We start from the raw sequence: 22,908 nt of genomic DNA, 5'->3' as shown, positions 1-22,908 counted from the left end.
GGGACCGCCCTCCGGCCAGGCACCGGTCACCGCTTCCGCAACTCCTCGGCCATGCCCTGCAGCGCGTGGGACGACCACCTCTGCAGGCCGGGCCCGAACGTGATCCGAGTGGCTCCCAGCGTGCCGAGCTCGCCGGGCGAGGGTCCGTCGCCGTCGAGCCGCGCGAACACGTTGAGCGGGCCCTGGATGCCCGAACGCAGCAGCGGCAGCAATCCGGTCGGGGCGCCGATCGGATAGACGCAGTCGGCCCCGGCGGCCACGTACCGGGCGGCCCGTTCGACGGCGTGGCCGGGATCGGTGACCCCGCGCAGGAAGGTGTCGACCCGCGCGTTGACGAAGAGCAGGCCGGCCGCCGCCGACCGCACCTCGGCCAGCCGGTCGGCGTGTTCTTGAGGATCCTTCAGGACGCCGCCCGAGGAGTCCTCCAGGTTGCAGCCCACGGCCCCCGTCTCCAGCAGCCGCTCCACCAGTTCCCCCGGCGGGAGCCCGTATCCGTCCTCGACGTCCGCCGACACCGGGATGTCCACGGCCCGTACGATCCGCGCCACCGCCGCGAACATCTCGTCGGCCGGGGTCGCGCCGTCCGCGTACCCCAGCGAGGCGGCGACTCCGGCGCTCGGCGTGGCCAGGGCCGGGAACCCGGCATCGGCGAACACCCGGGCGCTCGCCGCATCCCACGGGCCGGGCAGGACGAGCGGGTCGTCCGGCGTCCGGCGCAGGTGCAGGGCGCGGAAGGCCTCGGCCTTGTTCACGGTCGCCGCCCTCTCCCCGTCAGCCGTGCTGTCCGGGCCGGTAGTGCCCCGGCACCATCCGGGTGGACACCGCGAACCGGTTCCACGCGTTGATCACCGTGATCGCGGCGATGAGCTGGGCCAGCTCGGCCTCGTCGAACTGCTTGGCGGCCCGCTCGTACACATCGTCCGGTACGAACCCGTCGGTGAGGACCGTGACGGCCTCGGTCAGCTCCAGCGCCGCGAGTTCCTTCTCCGTGTAGAAGTGCCGGGACTCCTCCCAGGCGGCGACCTGGATGATCCGTTCCACGCTCTCGCCCGCCGCGAGCGCGTCCTTGGTGTGCATGTCGAGGCAGAACGCGCAGTGGTTGAGCTGCGAGGCGCGGATCTTCACCAGCTCGGCCAGCCGCGGGTCGAGCCCGGCCCGCGCGGCCCGGTCCAGCTGGACCATCGCCTTGTAGACCGCGGGCGAATGCTGGGCCCAGGCGAGCCGCGGGGTGTGCTCGGGGGCGTACTCGGTGGCCGACGTCGTGCCGGTCGTACCGGTCGTGTCGGAGTCGTGGCTGTCGTGGTTGTCGTTCGTACTCATGCTGTCGACCCTAGGGGCGAGGCAGCCCACGGGTATGGTCCATTTCCATGGCTGAATCCTGGGCCAATCTGGGCATCGACCTGCATCTGGAACCGTCCGGACCGGGCCTGCGCCGAGGGCTGACCGACGCCCTGCGCGAGGCGGTCCGCAGCGGACGGCTGACCGCGGGCACCCGGCTGCCGTCCTCCCGGTCCCTCGCCGCAGACCTGGGCATCGCCCGCAACACGGTCGCCGACGCCTACGCCGACCTGGTGGCCGAGGGCTGGCTGACCGCCCGGCAGGGCTCCGGCACCCGGGTCGCCATGGGGGTACCTCCCACGGCTTCCGGACAGTGGGGGAGCGCGCTGCCCCGGCCGTCCGGCCGCCCGGCCCTCCAGCCGCGCCCACCCGGCCGGCCCGCCTACAGCCTTCTCCCGGGCAACCCGGACGTCGCGACCTTCCCGCGCGCCGAGTGGCTCAGGGCCGCCCGCCGTGCCCTGGCCGCCGCCCCGAACGACGCCCTCGGCTACGGCGACCCGCGCGGCCGCGTCGAACTGCGCACCGCGCTCGCGGGTTACCTCTCCCGGGCCCGGGGCGTGCGCGCGGACCCCGACCGCGTCCTCGTCTGTTCCGGGTTCGTCCACGGCCTGCGGCTGCTCGGCGAGTTGCTGCACGCCCGCGGGCTGCGCACCCTGGCCGTGGAGTCGTACAGCCTCGACGTGCACCGCGATCTCGTCGAGCGCACCGGCCTGCGTACCGTCCCGCTGCCCTTCGACGAGCGCGGCACCCGCCCGGGGGACCTGACCGGCGTACGGGCGATGCTGCTGACCCCCGCCCACCAGTTCCCGATGGGCGTCGCGCTGCGCCCCGAACACCGGGCCGCCGTGGTCGACTGGGCCCGTCGCACCGGCGGTCTGATCCTGGAGGACGACTACGACGGCGAGTTCCGCTACGACCGTCAGCCCGTCGGCGCCCTCCAGGACCTGGACCCCGAGCACGTGGTCTACCTCGGCACGGCCAGCAAGTCCCTCGCCCCCGGTCTGCGCCTGGGCTGGCTGGTGCTGCCGCCGTCCCTGGCCCCCGAGGAGGTGATGGGGGAGGCCTCCACCACCGGCGTGCTGGACCAGCTGACCTTCGCCGAGTTCATCACCTCCGGCGCCTACGACCGTCATGTGCGCGCCGTCCGCCAGCGGTACCGCCGCCGCCGTGACGAACTGGTCGCGGCGATCGCCGACCGCGCGCCGGGCATCCGCGTCACCGGTATCGCCGCCGGTCTGCACGCCGTCGTACGGCTGCCGCCGGGAACCGAGCAGTCGGTGGTCCGGGCGGCCGCCCGGCAGGGGCTGGCCGTCCAGGGCCTGTCCCGCTTCCGCCATGAACTGGCCACCGTGGAGCCGCTGGACGCCCTGGTCGTCGGCTACGGCACACCGCCGGACCACGCGTGGACCGGCACGCTGGAGGCACTGCTCAGGGTGTTGCCGTAGGGGGCGACACCGGCGTCTCCCGCGTCGCCGGCGTCTCCTGCGGTGCCTCCCCGAACCGCGCCAGCGCCAGCGCGCCCGCAACCGCCACCGCGAAGCCCAGCGCCGCCAGCCAGGTCAGCCCCTCCCGGGTGCGGTCGCCGAGCCAGATCACGCCCACCGCCGCCGGACCGATCGTCTCGCCGATCACCATGCCGGCCGTCGCCGTCGTCACCGAACCGCGTTGCAGCGCCGAGGTCAGCAGCAGGAACGCGGCACCCCCGCCGAGCAGCAGCGCGTAGACCGCCGGGTCGGACAGCAGGTCGGCCGGCCGCAACGAGTCGACCAGCCGGACCGACACCTCGACCACCCCGAAGCCGAAGCCCGCGCCCAGTCCCAGCACCAGGGCCCGGGTCCGCCCGTGCAGCCGTCCGCCGAGCAGGCCCAGCAGCAGCACCGCCAGGGCCGTGGCCACCATCGCGTACCGCAGCGCTCCCGGCCCGCTCTCGGCCCCTTCCGTCCCGGACGCCAGGCCCAGCATCGCCAGCCCCAGACACACCACCGCGACCGCGGCCCACTCCACCCCGCTCAGCCGCACCCTCAGCAGCCGCGCCGCCACCACCGCCGTCACCGCGAGGCTCGCGGCCAGCGCGGCGCTCACCGCGTAGATCGGCAGCGAACGCAGCGCCGCGATCTGGAGCAGGAACCCCAGCCCGTCCAGCGCGAGTCCGGCCAGATACCGCCACTGCCGCAGCGCCCGCAGCAACAGCGCGGCATCCCCACCGCCCCCGGCCGCGCCCGCCTCCCGCGCGGCCATCGCCTGGAGAACCGTCGCCGTACCGAAACACACCGCGGCACCCAGTGCGCACACCATCCCGAACAGCACGAAAGCGACTCCAAGGGGGCGGGAGACCGCCGGACCCCCTGCCGGGTCCGGCGCGCCTGTCTCTAGGATGACCGCCGGACATCACGGACCGACGGGGGACACGAACATGGCAGACACACGCAGACAGCTACGCTCCGGCGCGGTGGTCCTCGGCGGCATGGGCCTGCTCGCCACCGCCCTGACCGCCTGCTCCTCCGCCCCGGACCAGCGCTGTGTCGACCGGAACAGCTACCAGCTCGGCAAGGGCTACAAGGTCGTCTCCGACAAGAACTGCAAGTCCACCACGCCTTCCAAGACGTCCAAGACCTCCGTGAACGGCGCCTGGTACTACGGCGGCAACGAGAAGAAGTCCTGGGTCACCGGGGGCTCCTTCACCAAGCCGGGCAAGAGCTCCGGCTCCGGTTCGAGTTCGGGTTCGCGCGGTTCCTCGGACGACGACGGCAGCCACAAGAGCGGGGTCCACCGCGGCGGCTTCGGCAGCGGCGGCCACGGCAGCTCCGGCGGCTGACGGGTATCCGGACCGTGGAACGCCGTACGACCACCCCCCGCCCCGGCTGGCAGCAGACCGTCGAGGGCCAGGGACTCGTCTACCCCCTCACCCGCCATCCCGACGGCTCGCTGCGCCCCTACTGGGACGAGAGCGCCTACTACGTCTTCACCCTGGACGAGGTCGAGACGCTGGAGGAGACGGTCGAGGAACTGCACCGCATGTGCCTCGCCGCGGCCGGGCACATCGTGGCGCGGGACCGTCTCGCCGACCTCGGCATCACCGACCCGCGCGTCGCCGCGGCGGTGACCGAGGCCTGGCACCGGCGCGCCGAACTGCCCTCCCTGTACGGCCGCTTCGACCTCCGGTACGACGGCACCGGCCCGGCCAAGCTGCTGGAGTACAACGCCGACACGCCCACCTCCCTGGTCGAGGCCGCCTCACCCCAGTGGTTCTGGATGGAGGAACGTTTTCCCGGCGCCGACCAGTGGAACTCCCTGCACGAACGGCTGGTCGACAGCTGGCGCAAGCAGGCCGGGCTGCTTCCGCCGGGCAGTCCCCTGCACTTCGCGCACTCCTCCGCCGACGAACTGGGCGAGGACCTGATGACGGTCGCGTACCTGAAGGAGACCGCCGAACAGGCCGGCCTCGCCACCGAGTGGATCTCCATGGAGGAGATCGGCTGGGACACCCTCTCCGGCCGCTTCGTGGACCAGCAGCTCGGTTTCATCCGCAGCATCTTCAAGCTCTACCCGTGGGAATGGCTCACCACCGACGCCTTCGCCGGCCATGTCCTCGACACCCTGGACAACGGCGGCGGCACCGGGTCCACCCTCTGGATCGAGCCGGCCTGGAAGATGCTCCTCAGCAACAAGGCGCTGCTGGCGATCCTCTGGGAGCTGTACCCGGGGCACCCCAACCTGCTCCCCGCCTACCTCGACGGCCCCCGCGACCTGGCGGCCACGACCGGCTACGTGGCGAAGCCCCTCCTCGGCCGCGAAGGCGCCGGGGTGACGATCCACGAGCCCGGCTCCGCCGCTCCCGACCCCTCCGCCCCGGCGCCCGGCGACGAACCCCGCTGCTATCAGGCGCTGGCGGAGCTGCCCGTCTTCGACGGCAACCACGTCGTCCTCGGAGCCTGGGTGGTCGGGGACGAGTCGGCCGGTCTCGGGATCCGGGAATCCGCCGGCCCGATCACGGACGAGTACGCCCGCTTCCTGCCCCACGTGATCCTCTAGCGGCCCGCTCGGGCGGGCGAGCAGGCGGCCCGTCGCCCGCTCACCCGTCCAGCACCGCGCGCAGCTGGTCCAGCCCCCAGTCCAGGTCCTCCTTCGCGATCACCAGCGGGGGTGCGATCCGGACGGTCGAGCCGTGGGTGTCCTTCACCAGGACCCCGCGGTCCATCAGCTTCTCGGAGACCTCCCGGGCCGTCCCGTACGCCGGGGCGATGTCGACGCCCGCCCACAGCCCGCGCCCGCGTACCGCCGTCGCCCGCCCGCCCGCGGTCAGCGCGGCCAGCTCCCGGTGCAGGTGCTCGCCCAGCTCGGCGGCCCTGGCCTGGTACTCGCCCGACCGCAGCATCGCGATCACCTCCAGGGCCACCGCGCAGGCCAGCGGGTTCCCGCCGAACGTCGACCCGTGCTCCCCGGGCCGGAACACCCCCAGCACCTCGGCGCTCGACACCACCGCCGACACCGGCACGATCCCGCCGCCCAGGGCCTTGCCCAGCACGTACACATCGGGCACCACACCCTCGTGCTCGCACGCGAACGTACGTCCGGTCCGGCCGAGGCCCGACTGGATCTCGTCGGCGACGAACAGCACGTTCCGCTCCCGGGTCAGCTCCCGCACCCCCGGCAGATATCCGGCCGGCGGCACCAGCACCCCCGCCTCGCCCTGGATCGGCTCCAGCAGCACGGCCACCGTGTTCTCGGTCAGCGCCGACCGCAGCGCCGTGAGGTCGCCGTACGGCACGATCTCGAAGCCCGGCGTGTACGGCCCGAAGTCCGCCCGTGCCTCCGGATCGGTCGAGAAGCTGATGACCGTCGTCGTACGGCCGTGGAAGTTGTTGCCCGCGACCACGATCTTCGCCATCTCCGACGGCACGCCCTTGACCCGGTACCCCCACTTCCGGGCGGTCTTCACGGCCGTCTCGACCGCCTCCACGCCCGTGTTCATCGGCAGCACCATCTCCATCCCGCACAGCTCGGCGAGCTCGGCGCAGAACGCCGCGAAGCGGTCGTGGTGGAAAGCCCGGGACGTCAGCGTCACCCGGTCGAGCTGGGCCTTCGCCGCCTCGATCAGCCGCCGGTTGCCGTGCCCGAAGTTGAGCGCGGAGTATCCGGCCAGCAGATCCAGATACCGGCGCCCCTCGATGTCGGTCATCCACGCGCCGTCGGCGGTGGCGACGACCACCGGCAGCGGGCGGTAGTTGTGCGCGCTGTGCTCCTCGGCCGCTAGGACCATGGACTCTGTGGCAATCACGGGGTCGGTCACTGTGCCCTCCAGGACGTGGGACGGGCCCCCTTCCCATGGTCGCTCGCATGATGGACGCGGGACCATGCGCCACGACACGCCCGGTAGGCTTTCCCGCGGGCCGTGACTGGCGCGCTGGGATGGGACGAACCATCGGGGAGCGGCCCGGTAGTGACCAGTGCCGTGCGCCTGGGCCGTGCCGTGAACCGTGACCGCATTCGATGCCACGCCACCCGGAGCCCGAGATGACAGAGCAGCAGCCCCTCTCCACCGAGTCCACCGCCTTCCGCGCCGCCCTCGACGTGATCCGCGCCGTCGAGCCCCGTGTCGCCGACGCCATCGGCCAGGAGGTCGCCGATCAGCGCGAGATGCTCAAGCTGATCGCCTCCGAGAACTACGCCTCCCCGGCCACCCTGCTGGCCATGGGTAACTGGTTCAGCGACAAGTACGCCGAGGGCACCGTCGGCCGCCGCTTCTATGCCGGCTGCCGCAACGTCGACACCGTCGAGTCCCTCGCCGCCGAGCACGCCCGAGAGCTGTTCGGCGCCCGCCACGCCTACGTCCAGCCGCACTCCGGCATCGACGCCAACCTCGTCGCCTTCTGGGCCGTGCTCGCCGACCGGGTCGAGGCCCCCTTCCTGGCGAAGGCCGAAGCCCGCCAGGTCAACGACCTCTCCGAGGCAGACTGGGCCGAACTGCGCCAGGCCTTCGGCAACCAGCGGATGCTCGGCATGTCCCTGGACGCGGGCGGCCACCTCACCCACGGCTTCCGCCCCAACATCAGCGGCAAGATGTTCGACCAGCGCTCCTACGGCACCGACCCGGCCACCGGCCTGATCGACTACGAGGCACTGCGCGCCTCCGCCCGCGAGTTCAAGCCGCTGATCATCGTCGCGGGCTACTCCGCGTACCCCCGGCTGGTGAACTTCCGGATCATGCGCGAGATCGCCGACGAGGTCGGTGCCACGCTCATGGTCGACATGGCCCACTTCGCGGGCCTGGTCGCGGGCAAGGTCCTCACCGGCGACTTCGACCCGGTCCCGCACGCCCAGATCGTCACCACCACCACCCACAAGTCGCTGCGCGGCCCGCGCGGCGGCATGGTCCTGTGCGACGACTCCCTCAAGGACCAGGTCGACCGCGGCTGCCCGATGGTCCTCGGCGGCCCGCTCCCGCACGTCATGGCCGCCAAGGCGGTCGCCCTGGCCGAGGCCCGGCAGCCCGCCTTCCAGGACTACGCCCAGCGGATCGTGGACAACTCCCGCGCGCTGGCCGAGGGCCTGACGCGGCGCGGCGCCACCCTGGTCACCGGCGGTACCGACAACCACCTCAACCTGATCGACGTCGCCTCCTCCTACGGCCTCACCGGCCGCCAGGCCGAGGCCGCCCTGCTCGAGTCGGGCATCGTCACCAACCGCAACGCCATCCCCGCCGACCCCAACGGCGCCTGGTACACCTCCGGCATCCGCATCGGCACCCCCGCCCTGACCACCCGCGGTCTGGGCACCGCCGAGATGGACGAGGTCGCCGGACTCATCGACCGCGTCCTGACCACCACCGAGGCCGGCACCACCGCCAAGGGCGCCCCCTCCAAGGCCCAGCACGTCCTCGACCCCAAGATCGCGGACGAGATCTCCCGCCGCGCCACCGACCTGGTCGCGGGCTTCCCGCTCTACCCCGAGATCGACCTCGGCGCCTGACCCGCACGCCCGGACCCCGGCGGCGCGGACTACAGATCGATCAGCTCCTGCCGGGGTCCCTCCCGCGGCGGTCCGGCCTCGCGCCCGGCCGCCGCGCGGCGCGCCAGCAGCGTGCCGCCGACCCCGGCGGCCAGGCCCGCCGCCGCCCAGCCGGCCCGCTCCGGCCAGCCGGCCGCGCCGGACGGACCCGCACCCGGCCCGTCCCCGGCCGCACCGAGCAGCCCCGTCCGGTCCGTCCGCTCGTAGACCGGCCGCGAGAGCCGGTTCCAGCGGATGTCGTCGTCCTCCACGTCCGGTGACAGATCCGAACGCACCCAGGGGGTGCCGTCCGCGGCCACGAACACCTGGTCCTCCCGCTCCATGGCGACGTCGGCGCCCGGCGCCCGGCGGGTCTGCGGCCAGCCTCCGACACCGGTGAGCCCCCAGACCACGGTGATCCGCACCGACGGATACCGGCCCGCCTCCCAGTCGTCCGCCACCCGCTCGGTCCGCGTGCGCATCGGCTGCAGCAGCTGCCACAGGCCGTCGAAGCCGGGCTGTCCGGAGCGCAGGGTCCGCGTCCGTCCAGTGTGGTTCACGACGACCAGGGCCAGGTCGGGTACGTCACGGTCCGGCGTCCGCGCGGGTGCCGCGGCCGCGGCCGCGCCGCACAGGGCCACCTCGCACAGGGCCGCCAGCAGCAGCGCGACGGACCCGCCCCGCGCCGCCGTACGCCCGCCCCGACGTCCGCTTCGGCACCCGTCGGCACGCCCGCCGCGACGCCCGCTCACACGTTCCCCTCGTCTCCCCCGGGATCCCATCCCTCCCCCTCCCTGCCCTTCGGGCCCGGCTAGGCCCTCCGGACGGCACGGGCTCCGCAACTCCCGTGGCGGGCCCGTTCCTCCATCAGTTCCCCACCAGTTCCGGACCGCACCGCGAGACCTGAGAGAATGATGAGCATGGCCTCTGACCGACCTCGCGTGCTCTCCGGAATCCAGCCCACCGCAGGCTCGTTCCACCTCGGCAACTACCTCGGCGCCGTCCGCCAGTGGGTGGCCCTCCAGGAGTCCCACGACGCGTTCTACATGGTCGTCGACCTGCACGCGATCACGGTCCCGCAGGACCCCGCGGAGCTGCGCGCGAACACCCGCCTGGCGACCGCGCAACTCCTCGCGGCGGGCCTCGACCCGGAGCGCTGCACCCTCTTCGTGCAGAGTCACGTCCCCGAGCACGCCCAGCTCGCCTGGATCATGAACTGCCTCACCGGCTTCGGCGAGGCCTCCCGGATGACCCAGTTCAAGGACAAGTCCGCCAAGCAGGGCGCCGACCGGGCGTCCGTCGGCCTGTTCACGTACCCGATCCTGCAGGTCGCCGACATCCTGCTCTACCAGGCCCACGAGGTCCCGGTCGGCGAGGACCAGCGCCAGCACATCGAGCTGACCCGCGACCTCGCCGAGCGCTTCAACGGCCGCTTCGGCGAGACCTTCACCATCCCGAAGCCGTACATCCTCCGGGAGACGGCGAAGATCTACGACCTCCAGGACCCGTCGATCAAGATGAGCAAGTCGGCGTCCACGCCGAAGGGCCTCATCAACCTTCTCGACGACCCGAAGGCGACGGCGAAGAAGGTCAAGAGCGCGGTCACCGACACGGACACCGTGATCCGTTACGACGCCGAGGGCAAGCCGGGCGTCAGCAACCTCCTCACCATCTACTCCACGCTCACCGGCAGGTCGATCGCCGAGCTGGAGCAGGAGTACGAGGGCAGGATGTACGGCGCGCTCAAGACGGACCTCGCCGAGGTCATGGTCGAGTTCGTCACACCGTTCCGGGAGCGCACCCAGCAGTACCTGGAGGACCCGGAGACGCTCGACTCGGTCCTCGCCAAGGGCGCGGAGAAGGCCCGCGCGGTCGCCGCCGAGACCCTTTCCCAGACGTACGACAGGGTCGGCTTCCTGCCCGCCAAGCACTGAGGCGCACCACCGCACACACGCACGATCGGGCAGAGCGCTGCACATCACTACGGCTGCGCCTGCCCACAGCCCGGTCATAGCCGTACAGTCGAAGCCGGACGGCTGAGACAAACCCGGCACACCACCGGTACGCGCCGAGCACATCCGACACGACGACAGGAGATGACGTGGGGACCGTAACGATCGGAGTGTCGATCGCGGTCCCGGAGCCTCACGGCAGCGCCCTCCAGGAGCTGCGCGCGGGCTTCGGCGACGCCGCGGCCCACGCCATCCCCACGCACATCACCCTGCTGCCCCCGACCGAGATCGAGGGCGCCCTGGTCCCCGCGGTCGAGGCCTACCTCGTCGAGGTCGCGGGCGCCGGCCGGCCCTTCCCGCTGCGGCTGTCCGGCACGGGCACCTTCCGGCCCCTGTCGCCGGTGGTGTACATGCGGATCGTGGCGGGCGCCGAGTCCTGCGCCTGGCTCCAGCAGCGGATCCGTGCCGCCTCCGGGCCGGTGGCCCGCGAGCTCCAGTTCCCGTACCACCCCCACGTCACGGTCGCGCACGGCATCGACGACGCCGCCATGGACCGCGCCTTCGGCGAGCTCGCCGACTACGAGGCCGACTGGCTGTGCACCGGCTTCGCCCTGTACGAGCAGGGCCCCGACGGAGTGTGGCGCAAACTGCGGGACTTCCCCTTCGGCGGCTCGATGGTGCCGTCGCAGAGCACCCACGCGGACGTGGAACAGGACACCCTCCCGACCCGCTAGAGCCCGTCCGGCGCTCCCTCCCGGCCCGCTGGAGCCCGTCCCGCGCTCCCGCCCGGCCCTCCCGCCCCTCGCGTCCGGCCGATGGGACGGTGGTCGGCGCGGCGGCGGTCACGATCCCGCGCTCTCGGGGTACGAGGTCATCGGTGTTCCCTCACGCGGAACACGGGCCGGGCACGCGCACGGCCACGACGACAGCGCAGAGGGCAGGGGCGGACCATGGACTGGCTCAAGAAGCTCCCCGGGATCGGACCTTCGGTCACGCGCCTGATGGCCACGCACGCGTGGCGCTCGTACGAACGTCTGGACCGGGTGAAGTGGACCAGACTGGCCGCCGCGATGACCTTCATCAGCTTCATCGCGCTCTTCCCGCTGCTGACGGTGGGTGCCGCGATCGCCGCCGTCACCCTCAGCCCCGCACGGCAGAAGGACATCGAGGACAGGATCGCCGAGCAGGTCCCCGGCATCTCCGACCAGCTGGACCTCGACGCCCTGATCCAGAACGCCGGCACCGTAGGCCTCATCGCCGCCGCCCTGCTGCTGGTCACCGGCATCGGCTGGGTCGGCCAGATGCGCGACTGTCTGCGCGCGGTCTGGGAGCTGCCCGACAGCGAGGAGAACCCCTTCCTGCGCAAGGCCAAGGACGCCGGTGTCCTCGTCGGCCTCGGCGGCGCGCTGATGATCACGCTCGGCACGTCCACCCTCGCCTCGTCCGCCGTCGGGTGGGGCGCCCGGAGCATCGGGCTCGACGAGCACGGCTGGGGCGACGTCCTGCTGCGGATCGCCGCGTTCGCCGTCTCCGCGCTCGCCGACTTCCTGCTGCTGCTCTATCTCCTCACCCTGCTGCCGGGCGTCGAACCGCAGCGCCGCCGGCTCCTGGTGGCCGCGCTGCTCGGCGCGGTCGGCTTCGAGCTGCTGAAGCTGCTGCTGAGCGGCTACATGCAGGGCGTGGCCACCAAGAGCATGTACGGGGCGTTCGGTGTGCCCGTCGCCCTGCTGCTGTGGATCAACTTCACCGCGAAGCTGCTGCTGTTCTGCGCCGCCTGGACGGCGACGCACGGCGCGGCCGCCGAGGCCGGCGGCACCGGGGTCAGCGGCGGCGGCGCATCAGATCCGGCAGCGGCCAGCGGCGGTTGACCAGGAACGCGCCGGCCGCCAGGAGCACCAGCAGCCCGCCGCTGATCGCCAGCGCGATCCCCATCCCGCCTGAGCTGCCGGCGGACGCCGAGGCCACCGGCTTCGCGGACCCCGCGGTGCCGCCGCCCGCGTCGGTGGCGTCCGGCTGGGCGACGGACCGGGCGGCGCCCCTCGGCGCGACGAGCTCGCCCACCGGCCGCGCCTTGCCGGCCGCCGCGAAGCCCCAGTCCAGGAGCTTGGCGGCCTCCTTGTAGACCTCGTTGTGCTCGTCCTTGCCCGGGTGCATGACCGTGACGAGCAGCACCCGGCCGCCTCGCTCGGCGACGGCGGTGAAGGTGGCGCCCGCGTTGGTGGTGTTGCCGTTCTTGACGCCCGCGATGCCCTGGTAGACCGAGAGGTCGCTGTCGCCGCTGAGCAGCCGGTTGGTGTTCTCGATCTCGAAGGTCTCGCGGACCGTCTTGCCCTTGTCGTCCTTCGACGTCTTGCCGGGGAACGCGGCCCGCACGGTCGAGCAGTACTCGCGGAAGTCCTTCTTCTGCAGCCCCGAGCGGGCGAACAGGGTGAGGTCGTAGGCGGAGGACACCTGCCCCGCGGCGTCGTAGCCGTCCGGCGTCACCACATGCGTGTCGAGCGCCTGGAGTTCCTCGGCGTGCGCGTTCATCTCCGCGACGGTCCTGTCCACGCCCTGGTTCATCGCCGACAGCACGTGCACCGCGTCGTTCCCGGAGCGCAGGAAGACACCGAGCCACAGGTCGTGGACCGTGTAGGTCTCCTCCTCCTTTATCCCCACCATGCTGGAGCCGGACCCGATGCCCGCCAGGTCGGCGGTGGTGACCTTGTGCTTCTCGCTGCTGGGGAACTTCGGCAGCAGGGTGTCGGCGAACAGCATCTTCAGCGTGCTCGCCGGGGGCAGCCGCCAGTGCGCGTTGGCCGCGGCGAGCACCTCGCCGGACTCGGCGTCGGCGACGATCCAGGAGCGCGCGGTCAGGTCCTTCGGCAGTACGGGGGCACCGGCGCCCAGATCGACCTGCGCCCCCGCCCGGCCGAGCCGCTCACCGCCCACCCGCGACATGTTCGCGGGGGGAGTGGGCGTCGGGCTCGTGGACGGACTCGCCGACGGGCTCGTCGACGGGTTCGGGGTCGCGAAGGAGGCGGGCGCGGTCAGCGCGAGGGAGAAAAAGGCCGCTGAAGCGACCAACAGGGATCGCCTGACGGTCGTATGAGGTGGGGGCACGATCGAGAACGTACATGCCACACCCCGTGAAGTCCCAGCAGCCACCCCACCCCGGTCACGGAACCGGACACCGGGCGGCGATACTGAACGCATGAAGCTCAGCCGCCGGGTCTCCTGGTTCCTGCTCGCCTTCGGGGTGTGGAGTCTGGTCATCTGGGTCACTTTCGTAAAGAACCTGGTCAAGGACGTCAGCGGGCTCGCGTTCGACGACGGGCATCCCACCGCGTACTTCTGGGTGCACCTGGCGCTGGCCGTCGCCTCCTTCACATGGGGGACGGCCATCGGGCTCATCGGGTTGCGCGGACTGCGCGCACTGCGCCGCACGTCATAACGGACACAGGGGAAACGGCACAGTGGTCATCGTCTTCGGGCTGCTCGCCCTCACGGTCCTGGGCGTGCTGGTGGCGGCCAACCGCTACCTGTGGCAACGGCTGTTCAGGGACACGACCCGTGGCCCGGGACGCGCGCGCCGCGCGGGTGCCCTCGTCATCGCGGGCGGCTGGGCACTGGCGGTCGGCGCCCTCGTCGCCGAGCGCGCGGGCGCCCCGTTCTGGCTCCAGCGGACGCTGGCCTGGCCGGGCTTCCTGTGGCTGGCCCTGTCGATCTACCTGCTGCTCGCGGTGCTGGCCGGCGAGGTCGTACGTCCCCTGCTGCGCCGCTTCCTCGACCGGCGGCCGGACGCCGCCGTGACCGTACCGGGGCGCGAGACCGTACCGGCGACCGTGCCACAGGCCGGCACCGAGCAGGCCGGCACCGAGCAGGCCGGCACGGCGCAGGCCGGACTCCCGGATTCCCCGGCCCTCGCGGTCTCCGCCGCCCCCACAGGAGCCCCCGGGCCGGCCCGGCCGTCCGCCGATCCCTCCCGCCGTCTCTTCGTCTCCCGTGTCGTGGGCGGCGCCGCGGCCGCGGCCGCCGTCGGCACGGTCGGCTACGGCACCTACGGCGTCCTGCGCGGCCCGCGGGTCAAGCGGGTCACCGTCCCGCTGGCCAAACTCCCGCGCGCCGCCCACGGTTACCGGATCGCGGTCGTCAGCGACATCCACCTCGGCCCGGTCCTCGGCCGCGGTTTCGCCCGGACGGTCGTCGACACGATCAACTCGACCCAGCCCGACCTGATCGCGGTCGTCGGCGACCTCGTCGACGGCAGCGTCAAGGACCTGGGCCCGGCCGCGGCACCGCTCGCGCAGCTGAGGGCGCGGCACGGGTCGTTCTTCGTCACCGGCAACCACGAGTACTTCTCCGGTGCCGCGCAGTGGGTGGCGGAGGTCCGCCGCCTGGGCCTGCGTCCCCTGGAGAACGCCCGTACCGAGATGGCGTACTTCGACCTCGCGGGCGTCAACGACCTGCGCGGCGAGAGCGAGGGCCAGGGGCCCGACTTCGCCAAGGCGCTCGACGACCGCGACCCGGCACGCGCGTGCGTGCTCATGGCCCATCAGCCGGTCCAGATCCACCAGGCGGTCGAGTACGGGGTCGACCTCCAGCTCTCCGGTCACACCCACGGCGGTCAGCTGTGGCCCGGCAACTTCCTCGCGGAGGCGGCCAATCCGACGGTGGCGGGCCTGGAGCGCTACGGCGACACCCAGCTGTACGTCTCCCGGGGAGCGGGCGCCTGGGGGCCGCCGACCCGGGTGGGCGCGCCCTCGGACATCACCGTGATCGAATTGGCGTCGAAGCAGGCCTGATCGAATCAGGCCCTGCCGGATCAAGAATGATCGGATCGAGAATGATCCGAATTCGATCCGGAACGCTTTGTCGCAGCGGATTCCGGGCCCTCACCAGCGTCTTGTGAGAAGCCTGTGGAACCCGTCGTGAATAACCGCCTCCCTGTTCTTTCTCCGGTCACCGGAATCTCACCTGAATTCCCTTCCCCCACCGGAATCACCTGTGGTTGGGTGGCGGGGCCGCCAGGGCTTGCCGGGCAGGCCCCGAGAGGAGCGGCATTGCGCTGGGGCGCCTGGGGAGGGCACCGTGCGATCCGTTCGCGGGAGAATTCTGGCGACGCTGCTCGTGCTGGCGGCGGTCGCGGCCGGTGGTTGGCAACTGCTGCCGTCGAGGGGCGACGAGGACCGGACCATCACGGTCGGCACGACGGACAACGTCACGTCGCTCGACCCGGCCGGTGCCTACGACGCCGGATCCTGGGCGTTGTACAGCAATGTCTTCCAGTCGCTGCTGACCTTCGAGCCGGGCGGCAGCGATCCCGTGCCGGACGCGGCGGAGAGCTGTTCCTTCCCGGACGGCGGCTTACGCACCTATAGGTGCACGCTGCGCAAGGACGTCACATTCTCCAGCGGTCGCGTGATGACCGCCGAGGACGTGAAGTTCTCCTTCGACCGGATAAAGAAGATCAATTCACCTGTCGGGCCGGCGTCCTTGTTCTCCACCCTCGCCTCGGTGGACGCCCAGGGCTCGACCGTCACCTTCCATCTGTCGGCGTCCGACGCCACTTTCCCGTTCAAGGTGGCCACCGGCGCGGGCTCGATCGTCGACAGCACGCGCTATCCGGGGGACGCCCTGCGCACCGGCTCCGACGTCGACGGCAGCGGGCCGTACGCCCTGTCGTCGTACACGAAGGGCCGGACGGCGGTCCTGTCGCCCAACGAGCGGTACAAGGGCGCCCTGGGCATCGGGCGGCCCGTCGAACTGCGCTACTACGAGAACGCCGGAGCGCTGGAGAGCGCCTGGAACGGTCACCGGGTCCAGGTCGCAGGGCGGCAGCTGCCGCCCCGGTTCCTCGCCGGGCTCTCGTCGAGCGACCCCGACCGTCGGGTCTTCGAGGCGGACGGCTCGGAGACCCGCAACCTGTACTTCGACACCCGCGCGGGCTCCCCGCTGCACGACCCCCGCCTCCGGCGTGCCCTGGCCTGGCTGATCGACCGGGACCGGCTGGCCGCGACCGTGTACGCGAACACCGTCGAGTCGCTGTACTCGCTGATCCCGGCCGGTATCACCGGCCACAGCACGCCGTTCTTCGACGACTACCCCGGCCCGGATCCGGCGCGGGCGGGGCAGTTGCTGGCCGCGGCCGGGGTGAGCACCCCGGTCCGCCTCACCTACGGCTACGCCCTCGGCAGCGGCGCCGCCGCCGAGGAGGCCGCGGAGCTCAAGCGCCAACTGGAGGCCGGCGGCCTGTTCCAGGTGACCGTCAAGGGTTACGAGTGGACCGACTTCCAGAAGCGGTGGGCGGCCGGCAGGCTCGACGCGTACGCCGTCGGCTGGGTCGCCGACTACCCGGACCCGGACACCTTCGCCGCTCCGCTCGTCGGCGCCGGCAGCACCATGAACACCGGCTACCGCAACAGTCACGTCGACGAACTGATCCTGGCCACCCGGCAGACCGCCGACCGCAGCCGGGTCGCCGACGACTTCCGGGCGCTCCAGGCGGACGTCGCCGCGGACGTGCCGCTGATTCCGCTGTGGCAGCGCAAGGAGTACGTCGTCAGCACCGAGGACATCGGCGGCGGCCAGTACCTCTCGGACGGCAACGGCATGTTCCGGCTCTGGCGGCTGACCTGGATCTGATCGTCGCGCCCGGCTCGGATCCGGGGACCTCGCTTGGACCGGGGGTGCGGCGGGCAGTCACCCCACGCGGCACTCTGTGGCGAAGCTGTGCGCGGGACGGGGAGCAGACGTGATGAGACGCAACTCCTTCCGGCTGCCCCGGCATCCGGCGTCGGTCGGACTGGCCCGGCGCCGGGTGCGGGACCACCTGTCCGACTGGGGGCACTCGCCCGGCGAACCGGCGCTCGACGACGCGGTGCTGCTGGTGTCCGAGCTCGCCACCAACGTCGTGCGCCACGGGCCGCTGCGGGAGCGGGAGTTCGAGGTGGCGGTGACCGCGCTCGCCGACGGCTCCTGTCTGATAGAGGTGTCCGACGAGGGCCGGGTGCAGCCCCGGCTGCGGGTGGTCGGGGAGTACGCGGAGGCCGGACGGGGCCTGCACCTCGTGGAGCGGGTCGCCACGGCCTGGGGGGTGTGGGGCCGGGGCCGGCACGGCAAGACGGTCTGGGCGCTGGTCATGACCCCCGGCGCCTGAACACCGGACAGCACCCGGGCACACCGCCTCAGCATCAGCCGGAGCCGGAGCCGGAGCCGGAGCCGGAGCCGGAGCCGGAGCCGGCCCGCACGGTCGTGCCACGGGCCGTGGGCAGCGTCACCGTCACCGCGAGGCCCGCGCCGGGCGCCGTGCGCACCGCGACGTCGCCGCCGTGCGCCCGTACGACGCCCTGCACGATCGCCAGGCCCAGACCGCTGCCCGCGCCGCCGCCGGCCCGGAAGAAGCGGTCGAAGACACGCGAGGCGTCCTCCGCCGCCAGCCCGGGACCCTCGTCCGCCACGCACAGCCGTACGACACCGTCGGCGCGTTCCGCCCCGAGCCGCACCGGCACGTCCGGCGGTGTGTGGGTGCGGACGTTGGCCACCAGGTTGCCGAGCACCTGGCGCAGCCCCGACTCGTCGGCGCGCACCAGCAGCGCGCCGTCGGCGCCGACCGAGACGGGTCGTCCGGGCTGCTGCGCCCGCAGGTCCTCGGCCGCGTCCCGCACCAGCGCGCTGACGTCCACGTTGCGCAGCCGCAGTTCGGGCTGCTGGTCGAGCCGGGCGAGCAGCAGCAGCTCGTCCACCAGGTGCCCCATGCGGTCGGCCTCCGCCATCATCCGGTCCCAGGCCCGTTTGCGTTCGGCGGGCTCGCGCAGCATCCCCCGGTCGTACAGCTGGAGGTAGCCGCGGATCGCGGACAGCGGGGTGCGCAGCTCGTGCGAGGCGTCGGCGACGAAACGGCGCAGCTGGGCGGCCGTGCGTTCGCGCGTGCGATAGGCCGACTCCACCTGGTGGAGCATGGCGTTGAGGGCCAGCCGCAGTTGTTCGACCTCGTGCGTCGGCTGGTGCCGGGAGGGTATCCGCCGGGTCAGGTCCCCCTCGGCAATCGCCGACGAGGTCTCCACCATGTCCTCCAGCGGCAGCATCCGGCGGCGCACGCTGAACAGGGTGAGGCAGGCGAGCAGCGCCAGCAGCAGCGTGCCGACGGCGAGGTCCAGCTTGAGCGCCTTGGCGATGCCCTTGTGCAGGACGTCCGTCGAGATGGCCAGCAGGATGTCCGTGCCGTCGGACAGCCGGATCGCGGTGGCCCGGTACGGGGTGCCGTCCACCGTCACGTCCCGGGGTTCGGCGTCGTCGACGAGTGCGCGCGGGTCGCCGACCGCGCGGGCCAGCCCGCGCTGGGTGTCGGTCGGGGCGACCCCGAGGATCGCGACGGCCGTGCCCGTCTCGCCGTCCACGGCGACGAAGACGGTGTCCGGCGCCGGACGGTCCTCGGTCCGCTCGGTGGTGATGTGCTCACGGATGAGGCCCAGCGCGGCGAACGAGTCGATCTGCCGGAGCGTCAGATGGGAACCGGACAGCGAGTCCCGCGTCTTGGTCAGCTGGGAGTCGATCTGGCCGAGCAGGTAGTGCTGCATGCCCATGATGCTGACGGCGGTGGCGGCGATGATGCCCAGGGCGAGCAGCCCCACGTTGGCCAGGGTCAGCTTGACGCGCAGCGAGTGGGTGCCCCGGGCGCGGCGGGGCCGCGCGAGCGCGGGGCGCGGCGGGAGTGCCGGGAGTCTCATGCCAGTCCGTATCCGACACCCCGCCGGGTGGTGATCACCGGCGCTTCTCCCGGGATGTGCAGCTTGCGGCGCAGATAGCTGATGTAGGTCTCGACGACCGTCGACTCCGGCGGGTTGTGCTCGTACTGCCAGACGTGCCGCAGGAGTTGCTCCTTGGGGACGATCCGCCCGCCGTTGCGCACCAGGAAGCGCAGCAGCGCGTACTCGGTGGGCGTGAGCTCGACCGTGCGGCCGGCGCGGTGCACCGAGTACGTCGTCTCGTCCAGTTCCAGGTCGCCGTGGCGCAGCGGGGGCCGCTGCGGCAGGACGTCGGCGGGCCGCGAGCGGCGCAGCACCGCGGTGATCCGGGCGACCACCTCGTCGATGTTGAACGGCTTGGTGATGTAGTCGTCGCCGAAGCCGAGCGCGCCGACGATCTCGGCGGGGGAGTCCCGTGCGGTCAGGAACACCAGCGCCAACTGCGGTTGCAGTAAGCGCAGTTCACGGCCCAGGGCACGGCCGTCGCCGTCCGGGAGCATGACGTCGAGCAGTGCGACGTCGGGCCGGGTGCGGTCGGCGAGGGCGAGCGCCTCGCGGACCGTGCCCGCGGTCATCACCTCGAAGCGGTGGTAGCGCAGCGCGATGGCGAGGACGTCCGCGATGCTCGGCTCGTCCTCCACGACCAGCACGGTGCCGGGGGCGGTCGACATGCCCCCAGTATCCGTGCGGACGGCCGGCGCCGGGCCGGTTGCCGCTTTGGAGTTCCTTGAGAGTCCTGCGTGGGCCGTGTCCTCGCGCGCCCGGCGCCGCCGATGCTGTTGTCCTGGCCCGGGGGAACCGGTCGACCGGCCGGTCATCGAACAAGGAGATGTGAACGTGGCGGCATTGGCACGGTGGTGCTATCGGCACCGGCTCGTGGTCCTGTTGCTGTGGGTGGGGGCGCTGTTCGGTCTTGGCTTCTCGGCCTCGACTGCGGGCACGGACTACGCGAACGTCTTCGCCCTGCCGGACACGGACTCCACGAAGGCCTACGACCTGATGGAGAAGGCCTTCCCCGAGCGCGCGGGCGACACCGACACGGTGGTGTGGAAGGTCGACGACGGCCACCGGGGCACGGTCCGGGACCAGGACGTACGGGAGCGGATCGAGCCCGCGCTGGCGAAGATCGCGAAGATGGACGGCGTCGGGGAGGTCGTCGACCCCTACACCCCGCGCGGCGCGGCGCAGATCAGCGGCGACGGACGTATCGCCTACGCCCAGATCACCTTCACCGAGCGGGCCAACGCCGTTCCGAAGGAGCTCGTCCAGGACGTCGTCGACACCGCGCGGAGCGTGGAGACCGAGGCGGGGGGACTCCAGGTCGAGCTCGGCGGCCAGGCCATCCAGCGCGCGCAGGAACCGCCCACGGGCCTGGCCGAGATGGTCGGTCTCGCGGCCGCGGCGGTCGTGCTGTTCCTCGCCTTCGGCTCGCTCGCCGCGATGTCCCTGCCGATCGGCGTGGCGATCTTCGGCGTCGGTACGGGCCTGTTCACGACCCAGCTGCTCAGCCACGTCACAGCCATCCCCGACCTGGCCCCGCTGCTCTCCTCGCTGATCGGCCTGGGCGTCGGCATCGACTACGCCCTGTTCATCGTCACCCGGCACCGGCGCGGCCTGCTGCGCGGCGCCGACCCGGAGGAGGCGGCGGTCACCGCCCTGAACACCTCGGGCCGGGCGGTGCTGTTCGCGGGTGGCACGGTGTGCATCGCGCTGGCCGGGATGCTGGTGACGAACCTGCGCTTCCTGGACGGCGTGGTCATCGGCACCTCCCTCACCGTGGTGCTGAGCGTGCTCGCGGCCACCACCCTGCTGCCCGCCCTGCTCGGCCTGCTCGGCCCGCGCGTCCTCAGCCGCAGGCAGCGGCGCAGGCTGGCCGCCGAGGGTCCCGAGCCGGAGCGGGCGAGCGGGATCGCGGCCCGCTGGTCGGCGGGTGTGCAGCGGCGTCCGCGGCTGGTCGCGGTGGTCGCCGTGGCCGTGATGGCCGTACTCGCCGTGCCCGTGCTGTCGTTGCGGCTGGGCGCCACCGACCAGGGCAACGACGACACCACGACCACCACCAGGCAGGCGTACGACCTGCTCGCCGAGGGCTTCGGGCCCGGCTTCAACGGCCCGCTCCAGGTGGTCACGTCCGACGGCGACACGACCGCGCTCGTCAGGGGGATCGAGGCGACCGACGGGGTGGCCCGGGTCGCCGCGCTGCCGCCCGCGCAGGGTGTCACCGTCATCCAGGTCGTGCCCACCACCTCGCCCCAGTCGAAGGAGACCGACGACCTCATCGACACCCTGCGCGACGAGGTCGTTCCGCGCTCGGGGGTGAGCGCGCACGTCGGCGGGGTCACCGCGGTCTCCAAGGACTTCGCGTCCGTCACCGGCGACCGGCTGCCGCTCTTCGTCGTCACCATCATCGGCCTGAGCTTCCTGCTGCTCCTGGTCGCGTTCCGCTCCCTGATGGTGCCGCTGACGGCCGCGGTGATGAACCTGATCGCCGCGGCGGCCTCCTTCGGCGTGCTGGTCGCGATCTTCCAGTGGGGCTGGGGCCTGGGCCTGCTCGGCCTCGGCAAGGAGGGGCCGATCAACGCCTTCCTGCCGGTCATCATGCTCTCGCTGCTCTTCGGCCTGTCCATGGACTACCAGGTGTTCCTGGTCAGCAGGATGCACGAGGAATGGGTGCACACCCGCGACAACGCCCGCGCGGTCCGGGTGGGCCTGGCGGAGACCAGCCGGGTCATCAACAGCGCGGCCCTGATCATGGTCTGTGTGTTCCTGGCGTTCGTCCTGAGCGGCGACGCGGGCGCGGCGGTGGCGGGCGTCGGCCTGGCGGCCGCGGTGGCGCTGGACGCGTTCGTCCTGCGTACGGCGCTGGTGCCGGCCGTGATGCATCTGCTGGGCGGCTCCAACTGGTGGCTGCCGGCCTGGCTGGACAAGCGGCTGCCGCATCTCGCGGTGGAGCCGAGGGAGGAGCCGACGGCCCCGGCAGGACCGGTCCGGCCGGACGCCGGGGACGACGGCCCGGCCACGGTGGTCCACGGCTTCGTCCGTACGGCGGACGGTGAGCCGGCCGAGGGCGCGAGCGTGACGCTGCTGTCCGAGGACGGCGGCCGGCTGGACCGGGTGACCTCCCTGGCCGACGGCTCGTACATCGTGTCGGTACCGGGGCCGGGCGCCTATCTGCTGACGGTGACGGCGGGACCGTACGGCCCGCAGGTCCGGCAGGTGACGGTGGCGGGCGGACCGCTGGTGTACGACGTGGAGCTGGCCGAGGGGGAGGTGGACGCGGTCAACTGACTCAGGCCGTACCGGCTTTGAGGAGGCCTTCGACATCCAGGACGACCTTGCCGCCCACGGACTCGGGGAGCGTGACGAGCTCCCCGGGGAGGTGGATCCCGTGCTTGGCGTAACGGCCGGCGGTGAGTCCGGTCAGTACATGAAGGCGCTGGTGCTTGCGGTCCACGATGACGTAGACGGGAATCCGGGCCTTCGCGTAGGAGCCGACCTTGGTCTGCAGATCCGTCTTCCAGTTGCCGGAGGTGACCTCCATGACCAGACGGAAGCACGTCGGGTCGTAGCAGCTGTTCTCCACGAGGTGATCGCGGTAGTCGTCGTCGACCACCGACAGGTCGGGGATCGCGTAGTCTTCCGGGCCGCTGGGGAGCCAGAGCCCGATGCCCGGGAGCGCACGCACCAGGCCCAGACTCATGAAAGGGGCTGCGAACAGCATCAGGGCCTCGGAGTGCGGGCCGTCCGGTGCGGGGCTCACGAGAATCTGGTCTCCGATGATCTCGACGCGAAGGCCCGGGATGCTCTCCATGATGTGGTTCGCCTCGGCGATCAGCGACCGCTCTTCGTGCGGTCGCTCGACAGCGGCTGCGGACATCGGATGCCTCCCCTGGGGCTGGTGTCGAGAG

Annotated in this window: 21 protein-coding genes and 1 riboswitch; of the genes, 12 read left to right on the top strand and 9 right to left on the bottom strand. The window is 72.3% G+C overall.

Annotated elements, in window-relative coordinates; translation table 11 throughout:
- Positions 1–26 precede the first annotated feature (26 nt).
- Positions 27–752 carry an isocitrate lyase/PEP mutase family protein gene (locus tag ACWC24_RS31590; RefSeq protein WP_450666304.1) on the bottom strand — a complete coding sequence of 242 codons (726 nt, stop codon included), beginning with the start codon at positions 750–752 and terminating at the stop codon, positions 27–29.
- A 19-nt stretch (positions 753–771) separates the two neighbouring features.
- On the bottom strand, positions 772–1,320 hold the full coding sequence (locus ACWC24_RS31585; RefSeq protein WP_450666303.1) for a carboxymuconolactone decarboxylase family protein: 549 nt from the start codon (positions 1,318–1,320) through the stop codon (positions 772–774).
- A 47-nt stretch (positions 1,321–1,367) separates the two neighbouring features.
- Between ACWC24_RS31585 and pdxR the strand changes: the two genes are divergently transcribed.
- Positions 1,368–2,783, top strand: a complete 1,416-nt coding sequence (gene pdxR, locus ACWC24_RS31580; RefSeq protein WP_450666302.1) for a MocR-like pyridoxine biosynthesis transcription factor PdxR — start codon at positions 1,368–1,370, stop codon at positions 2,781–2,783.
- Here the strand turns inward: pdxR and ACWC24_RS31575 are convergent.
- Positions 2,767–3,633 carry a DMT family transporter gene (locus ACWC24_RS31575; RefSeq protein WP_450666319.1) on the bottom strand — a complete coding sequence of 289 codons (867 nt, stop codon included), beginning with the start codon at positions 3,631–3,633 and terminating at the stop codon, positions 2,767–2,769. The genes pdxR and ACWC24_RS31575 overlap by 17 nt on opposite strands.
- A 118-nt stretch (positions 3,634–3,751) precedes the next feature.
- On the opposite strand from ACWC24_RS31575, the gene ACWC24_RS31570 reads away from it, so the two are divergent.
- Together ACWC24_RS31570 and ACWC24_RS31565 are read left to right on the top strand one after the other, a co-directional pair.
- Complete coding sequence (locus ACWC24_RS31570; RefSeq protein ID WP_450666301.1) at positions 3,752–4,153, top strand: hypothetical protein; 402 nt, start codon at positions 3,752–3,754, stop codon at positions 4,151–4,153.
- A 14-nt stretch (positions 4,154–4,167) separates the two neighbouring features.
- On the top strand, positions 4,168–5,370 hold the full coding sequence (locus tag ACWC24_RS31565) for a glutathionylspermidine synthase family protein (protein ID WP_450666300.1): 1,203 nt from the start codon (positions 4,168–4,170) through the stop codon (positions 5,368–5,370).
- Positions 5,371–5,410: 40 nt separating this feature from the next.
- Here the strand turns inward: ACWC24_RS31565 and rocD are convergent, their stop codons facing one another.
- Positions 5,411–6,598: an ornithine--oxo-acid transaminase gene (rocD, locus tag ACWC24_RS31560; RefSeq protein ID WP_450666318.1), complete on the bottom strand. Its 1,188-nt coding sequence runs from the start codon at positions 6,596–6,598 to the stop codon at positions 5,411–5,413.
- A gap of 122 nt (positions 6,599–6,720) precedes the next feature.
- Positions 6,721–6,809: riboswitch (ZMP/ZTP riboswitch) on the top strand.
- 43 nt (positions 6,810–6,852) lie between these two features.
- On the opposite strand from rocD, the gene ACWC24_RS31555 reads away from it, so the two are divergent.
- On the top strand, positions 6,853–8,307 hold the full coding sequence (locus ACWC24_RS31555; protein ID WP_450666299.1) for a glycine hydroxymethyltransferase: 1,455 nt from the start codon (positions 6,853–6,855) through the stop codon (positions 8,305–8,307).
- A 29-nt stretch (positions 8,308–8,336) separates the two neighbouring features.
- Here the strand turns inward: ACWC24_RS31555 and ACWC24_RS31550 are convergent, their stop codons facing one another.
- On the bottom strand, positions 8,337–8,987 hold the full coding sequence (locus ACWC24_RS31550; protein ID WP_450666317.1) for a hypothetical protein: 651 nt from the start codon (positions 8,985–8,987) through the stop codon (positions 8,337–8,339).
- 258 nt (positions 8,988–9,245) lie between these two features.
- Between ACWC24_RS31550 and trpS the strand changes: the two genes are divergently transcribed.
- From trpS to ACWC24_RS31535, 3 genes are all read left to right on the top strand, one after another.
- Positions 9,246–10,259 carry a tryptophan--tRNA ligase gene (gene trpS / locus ACWC24_RS31545; RefSeq protein WP_450666298.1) on the top strand — a complete coding sequence of 338 codons (1,014 nt, stop codon included), beginning with the start codon at positions 9,246–9,248 and terminating at the stop codon, positions 10,257–10,259.
- 167 nt (positions 10,260–10,426) lie between these two features.
- Positions 10,427–11,011, top strand: coding sequence for a 2'-5' RNA ligase family protein (locus ACWC24_RS31540; RefSeq protein ID WP_450666297.1), 585 nt, complete (start codon positions 10,427–10,429; stop codon positions 11,009–11,011).
- A 216-nt stretch (positions 11,012–11,227) separates the two neighbouring features.
- Positions 11,228–12,145: a YihY/virulence factor BrkB family protein gene (locus ACWC24_RS31535; RefSeq protein ID WP_450666296.1), complete on the top strand. Its 918-nt coding sequence runs from the start codon at positions 11,228–11,230 to the stop codon at positions 12,143–12,145.
- Here ACWC24_RS31535 and ACWC24_RS31530 read toward each other — a convergent pair.
- Positions 12,099–13,379, bottom strand: a complete 1,281-nt coding sequence (locus ACWC24_RS31530) for a D-alanyl-D-alanine carboxypeptidase family protein (protein ID WP_450666295.1) — start codon at positions 13,377–13,379, stop codon at positions 12,099–12,101. The two genes, ACWC24_RS31535 and ACWC24_RS31530, sit on opposite strands and share 47 nt — an antisense overlap.
- Before the next feature lie 91 nt (positions 13,380–13,470).
- Here ACWC24_RS31530 and ACWC24_RS31525 point away from each other — a divergent pair, with 91 nt between their 5' ends.
- The 4 genes from ACWC24_RS31525 (at position 13,471) to ACWC24_RS31510 (ending at position 17,415) form a co-directional block, all read left to right on the top strand.
- Positions 13,471–13,710 carry an SCO4848 family membrane protein gene (locus ACWC24_RS31525; RefSeq protein ID WP_392609466.1) on the top strand — a complete coding sequence of 80 codons (240 nt, stop codon included), beginning with the start codon at positions 13,471–13,473 and terminating at the stop codon, positions 13,708–13,710.
- Positions 13,711–13,732: 22 nt separating this feature from the next.
- Positions 13,733–15,061 (top strand): metallophosphoesterase, encoded by a 1,329-nt coding sequence (locus ACWC24_RS31520; protein ID WP_450666294.1) that lies wholly within the window; start codon positions 13,733–13,735, stop codon positions 15,059–15,061.
- Positions 15,062–15,347: 286 nt separating this feature from the next.
- Complete coding sequence (locus ACWC24_RS31515; protein ID WP_450666293.1) at positions 15,348–16,901, top strand: ABC transporter substrate-binding protein; 1,554 nt, start codon at positions 15,348–15,350, stop codon at positions 16,899–16,901.
- Between the two features lie 109 nt (positions 16,902–17,010).
- Positions 17,011–17,415 carry an ATP-binding protein gene (locus tag ACWC24_RS31510; RefSeq protein ID WP_450666292.1) on the top strand — a complete coding sequence of 135 codons (405 nt, stop codon included), beginning with the start codon at positions 17,011–17,013 and terminating at the stop codon, positions 17,413–17,415.
- Positions 17,416–17,449: 34 nt separating this feature from the next.
- Here the strand turns inward: ACWC24_RS31510 and ACWC24_RS31505 are convergent, their stop codons facing one another.
- Entirely contained in the window at positions 17,450–18,985 is a 1,536-nt protein-coding gene (locus ACWC24_RS31505; RefSeq protein WP_450666291.1) for an ATP-binding protein, read from the bottom strand.
- Positions 18,982–19,674 (bottom strand): response regulator transcription factor, encoded by a 693-nt coding sequence (locus tag ACWC24_RS31500; RefSeq protein WP_450666290.1) that lies wholly within the window; start codon positions 19,672–19,674, stop codon positions 18,982–18,984. Before ACWC24_RS31500 ends, ACWC24_RS31505 begins: the two co-directional genes overlap by 4 nt.
- A 175-nt stretch (positions 19,675–19,849) precedes the next feature.
- Between ACWC24_RS31500 and ACWC24_RS31495 the strand changes: the two genes are divergently transcribed.
- Positions 19,850–22,288 carry an MMPL family transporter gene (locus ACWC24_RS31495; protein WP_450666316.1) on the top strand — a complete coding sequence of 813 codons (2,439 nt, stop codon included), beginning with the start codon at positions 19,850–19,852 and terminating at the stop codon, positions 22,286–22,288.
- A gap of 1 nt (position 22,289) precedes the next feature.
- Here ACWC24_RS31495 and ACWC24_RS31490 read toward each other — a convergent pair whose 3' ends face one another.
- On the bottom strand, positions 22,290–22,877 hold the full coding sequence (locus ACWC24_RS31490; RefSeq protein ID WP_450666289.1) for a Uma2 family endonuclease: 588 nt from the start codon (positions 22,875–22,877) through the stop codon (positions 22,290–22,292).
- Between the last annotated feature and the right edge of the window lie 31 nt (positions 22,878–22,908).

The organism is Streptomyces sp. NPDC001443 (assembly GCF_053597355.1).
Note: the sequence above shows the minus strand (reverse complement) of the source record. Positions and strands in the feature narration are given on the sequence as shown.

Coding starts and splice junctions, on each gene's coding strand:
- ACWC24_RS31555 (WP_450666299.1), top strand. CDS start 6,853: ATGACAGAGCAGCAGCCCCTCTCCACCGAGTCCACCGCCTTCCGCGCC.
- ACWC24_RS31525 (WP_392609466.1), top strand. CDS start 13,471: ATGAAGCTCAGCCGCCGGGTCTCCTGGTTCCTGCTCGCCTTCGGGGTG.
- pdxR (WP_450666302.1), top strand. CDS start 1,368: ATGGCTGAATCCTGGGCCAATCTGGGCATCGACCTGCATCTGGAACCG.
- ACWC24_RS31585 (WP_450666303.1), bottom strand. CDS start 1,320: ATGAGTACGAACGACAACCACGACAGCCACGACTCCGACACGACCGGT.
- trpS (WP_450666298.1), top strand. CDS start 9,246: ATGGCCTCTGACCGACCTCGCGTGCTCTCCGGAATCCAGCCCACCGCA.
- rocD (WP_450666318.1), bottom strand. CDS start 6,598: ATGGTCCTAGCGGCCGAGGAGCACAGCGCGCACAACTACCGCCCGCTG.
- ACWC24_RS31575 (WP_450666319.1), bottom strand. CDS start 3,633: ATGGTGTGCGCACTGGGTGCCGCGGTGTGTTTCGGTACGGCGACGGTT.
- ACWC24_RS31490 (WP_450666289.1), bottom strand. CDS start 22,877: ATGTCCGCAGCCGCTGTCGAGCGACCGCACGAAGAGCGGTCGCTGATC.
- ACWC24_RS31500 (WP_450666290.1), bottom strand. CDS start 19,674: ATGTCGACCGCCCCCGGCACCGTGCTGGTCGTGGAGGACGAGCCGAGC.
- ACWC24_RS31535 (WP_450666296.1), top strand. CDS start 11,228: ATGGACTGGCTCAAGAAGCTCCCCGGGATCGGACCTTCGGTCACGCGC.
- ACWC24_RS31505 (WP_450666291.1), bottom strand. CDS start 18,985: ATGAGACTCCCGGCACTCCCGCCGCGCCCCGCGCTCGCGCGGCCCCGC.
- ACWC24_RS31570 (WP_450666301.1), top strand. CDS start 3,752: ATGGCAGACACACGCAGACAGCTACGCTCCGGCGCGGTGGTCCTCGGC.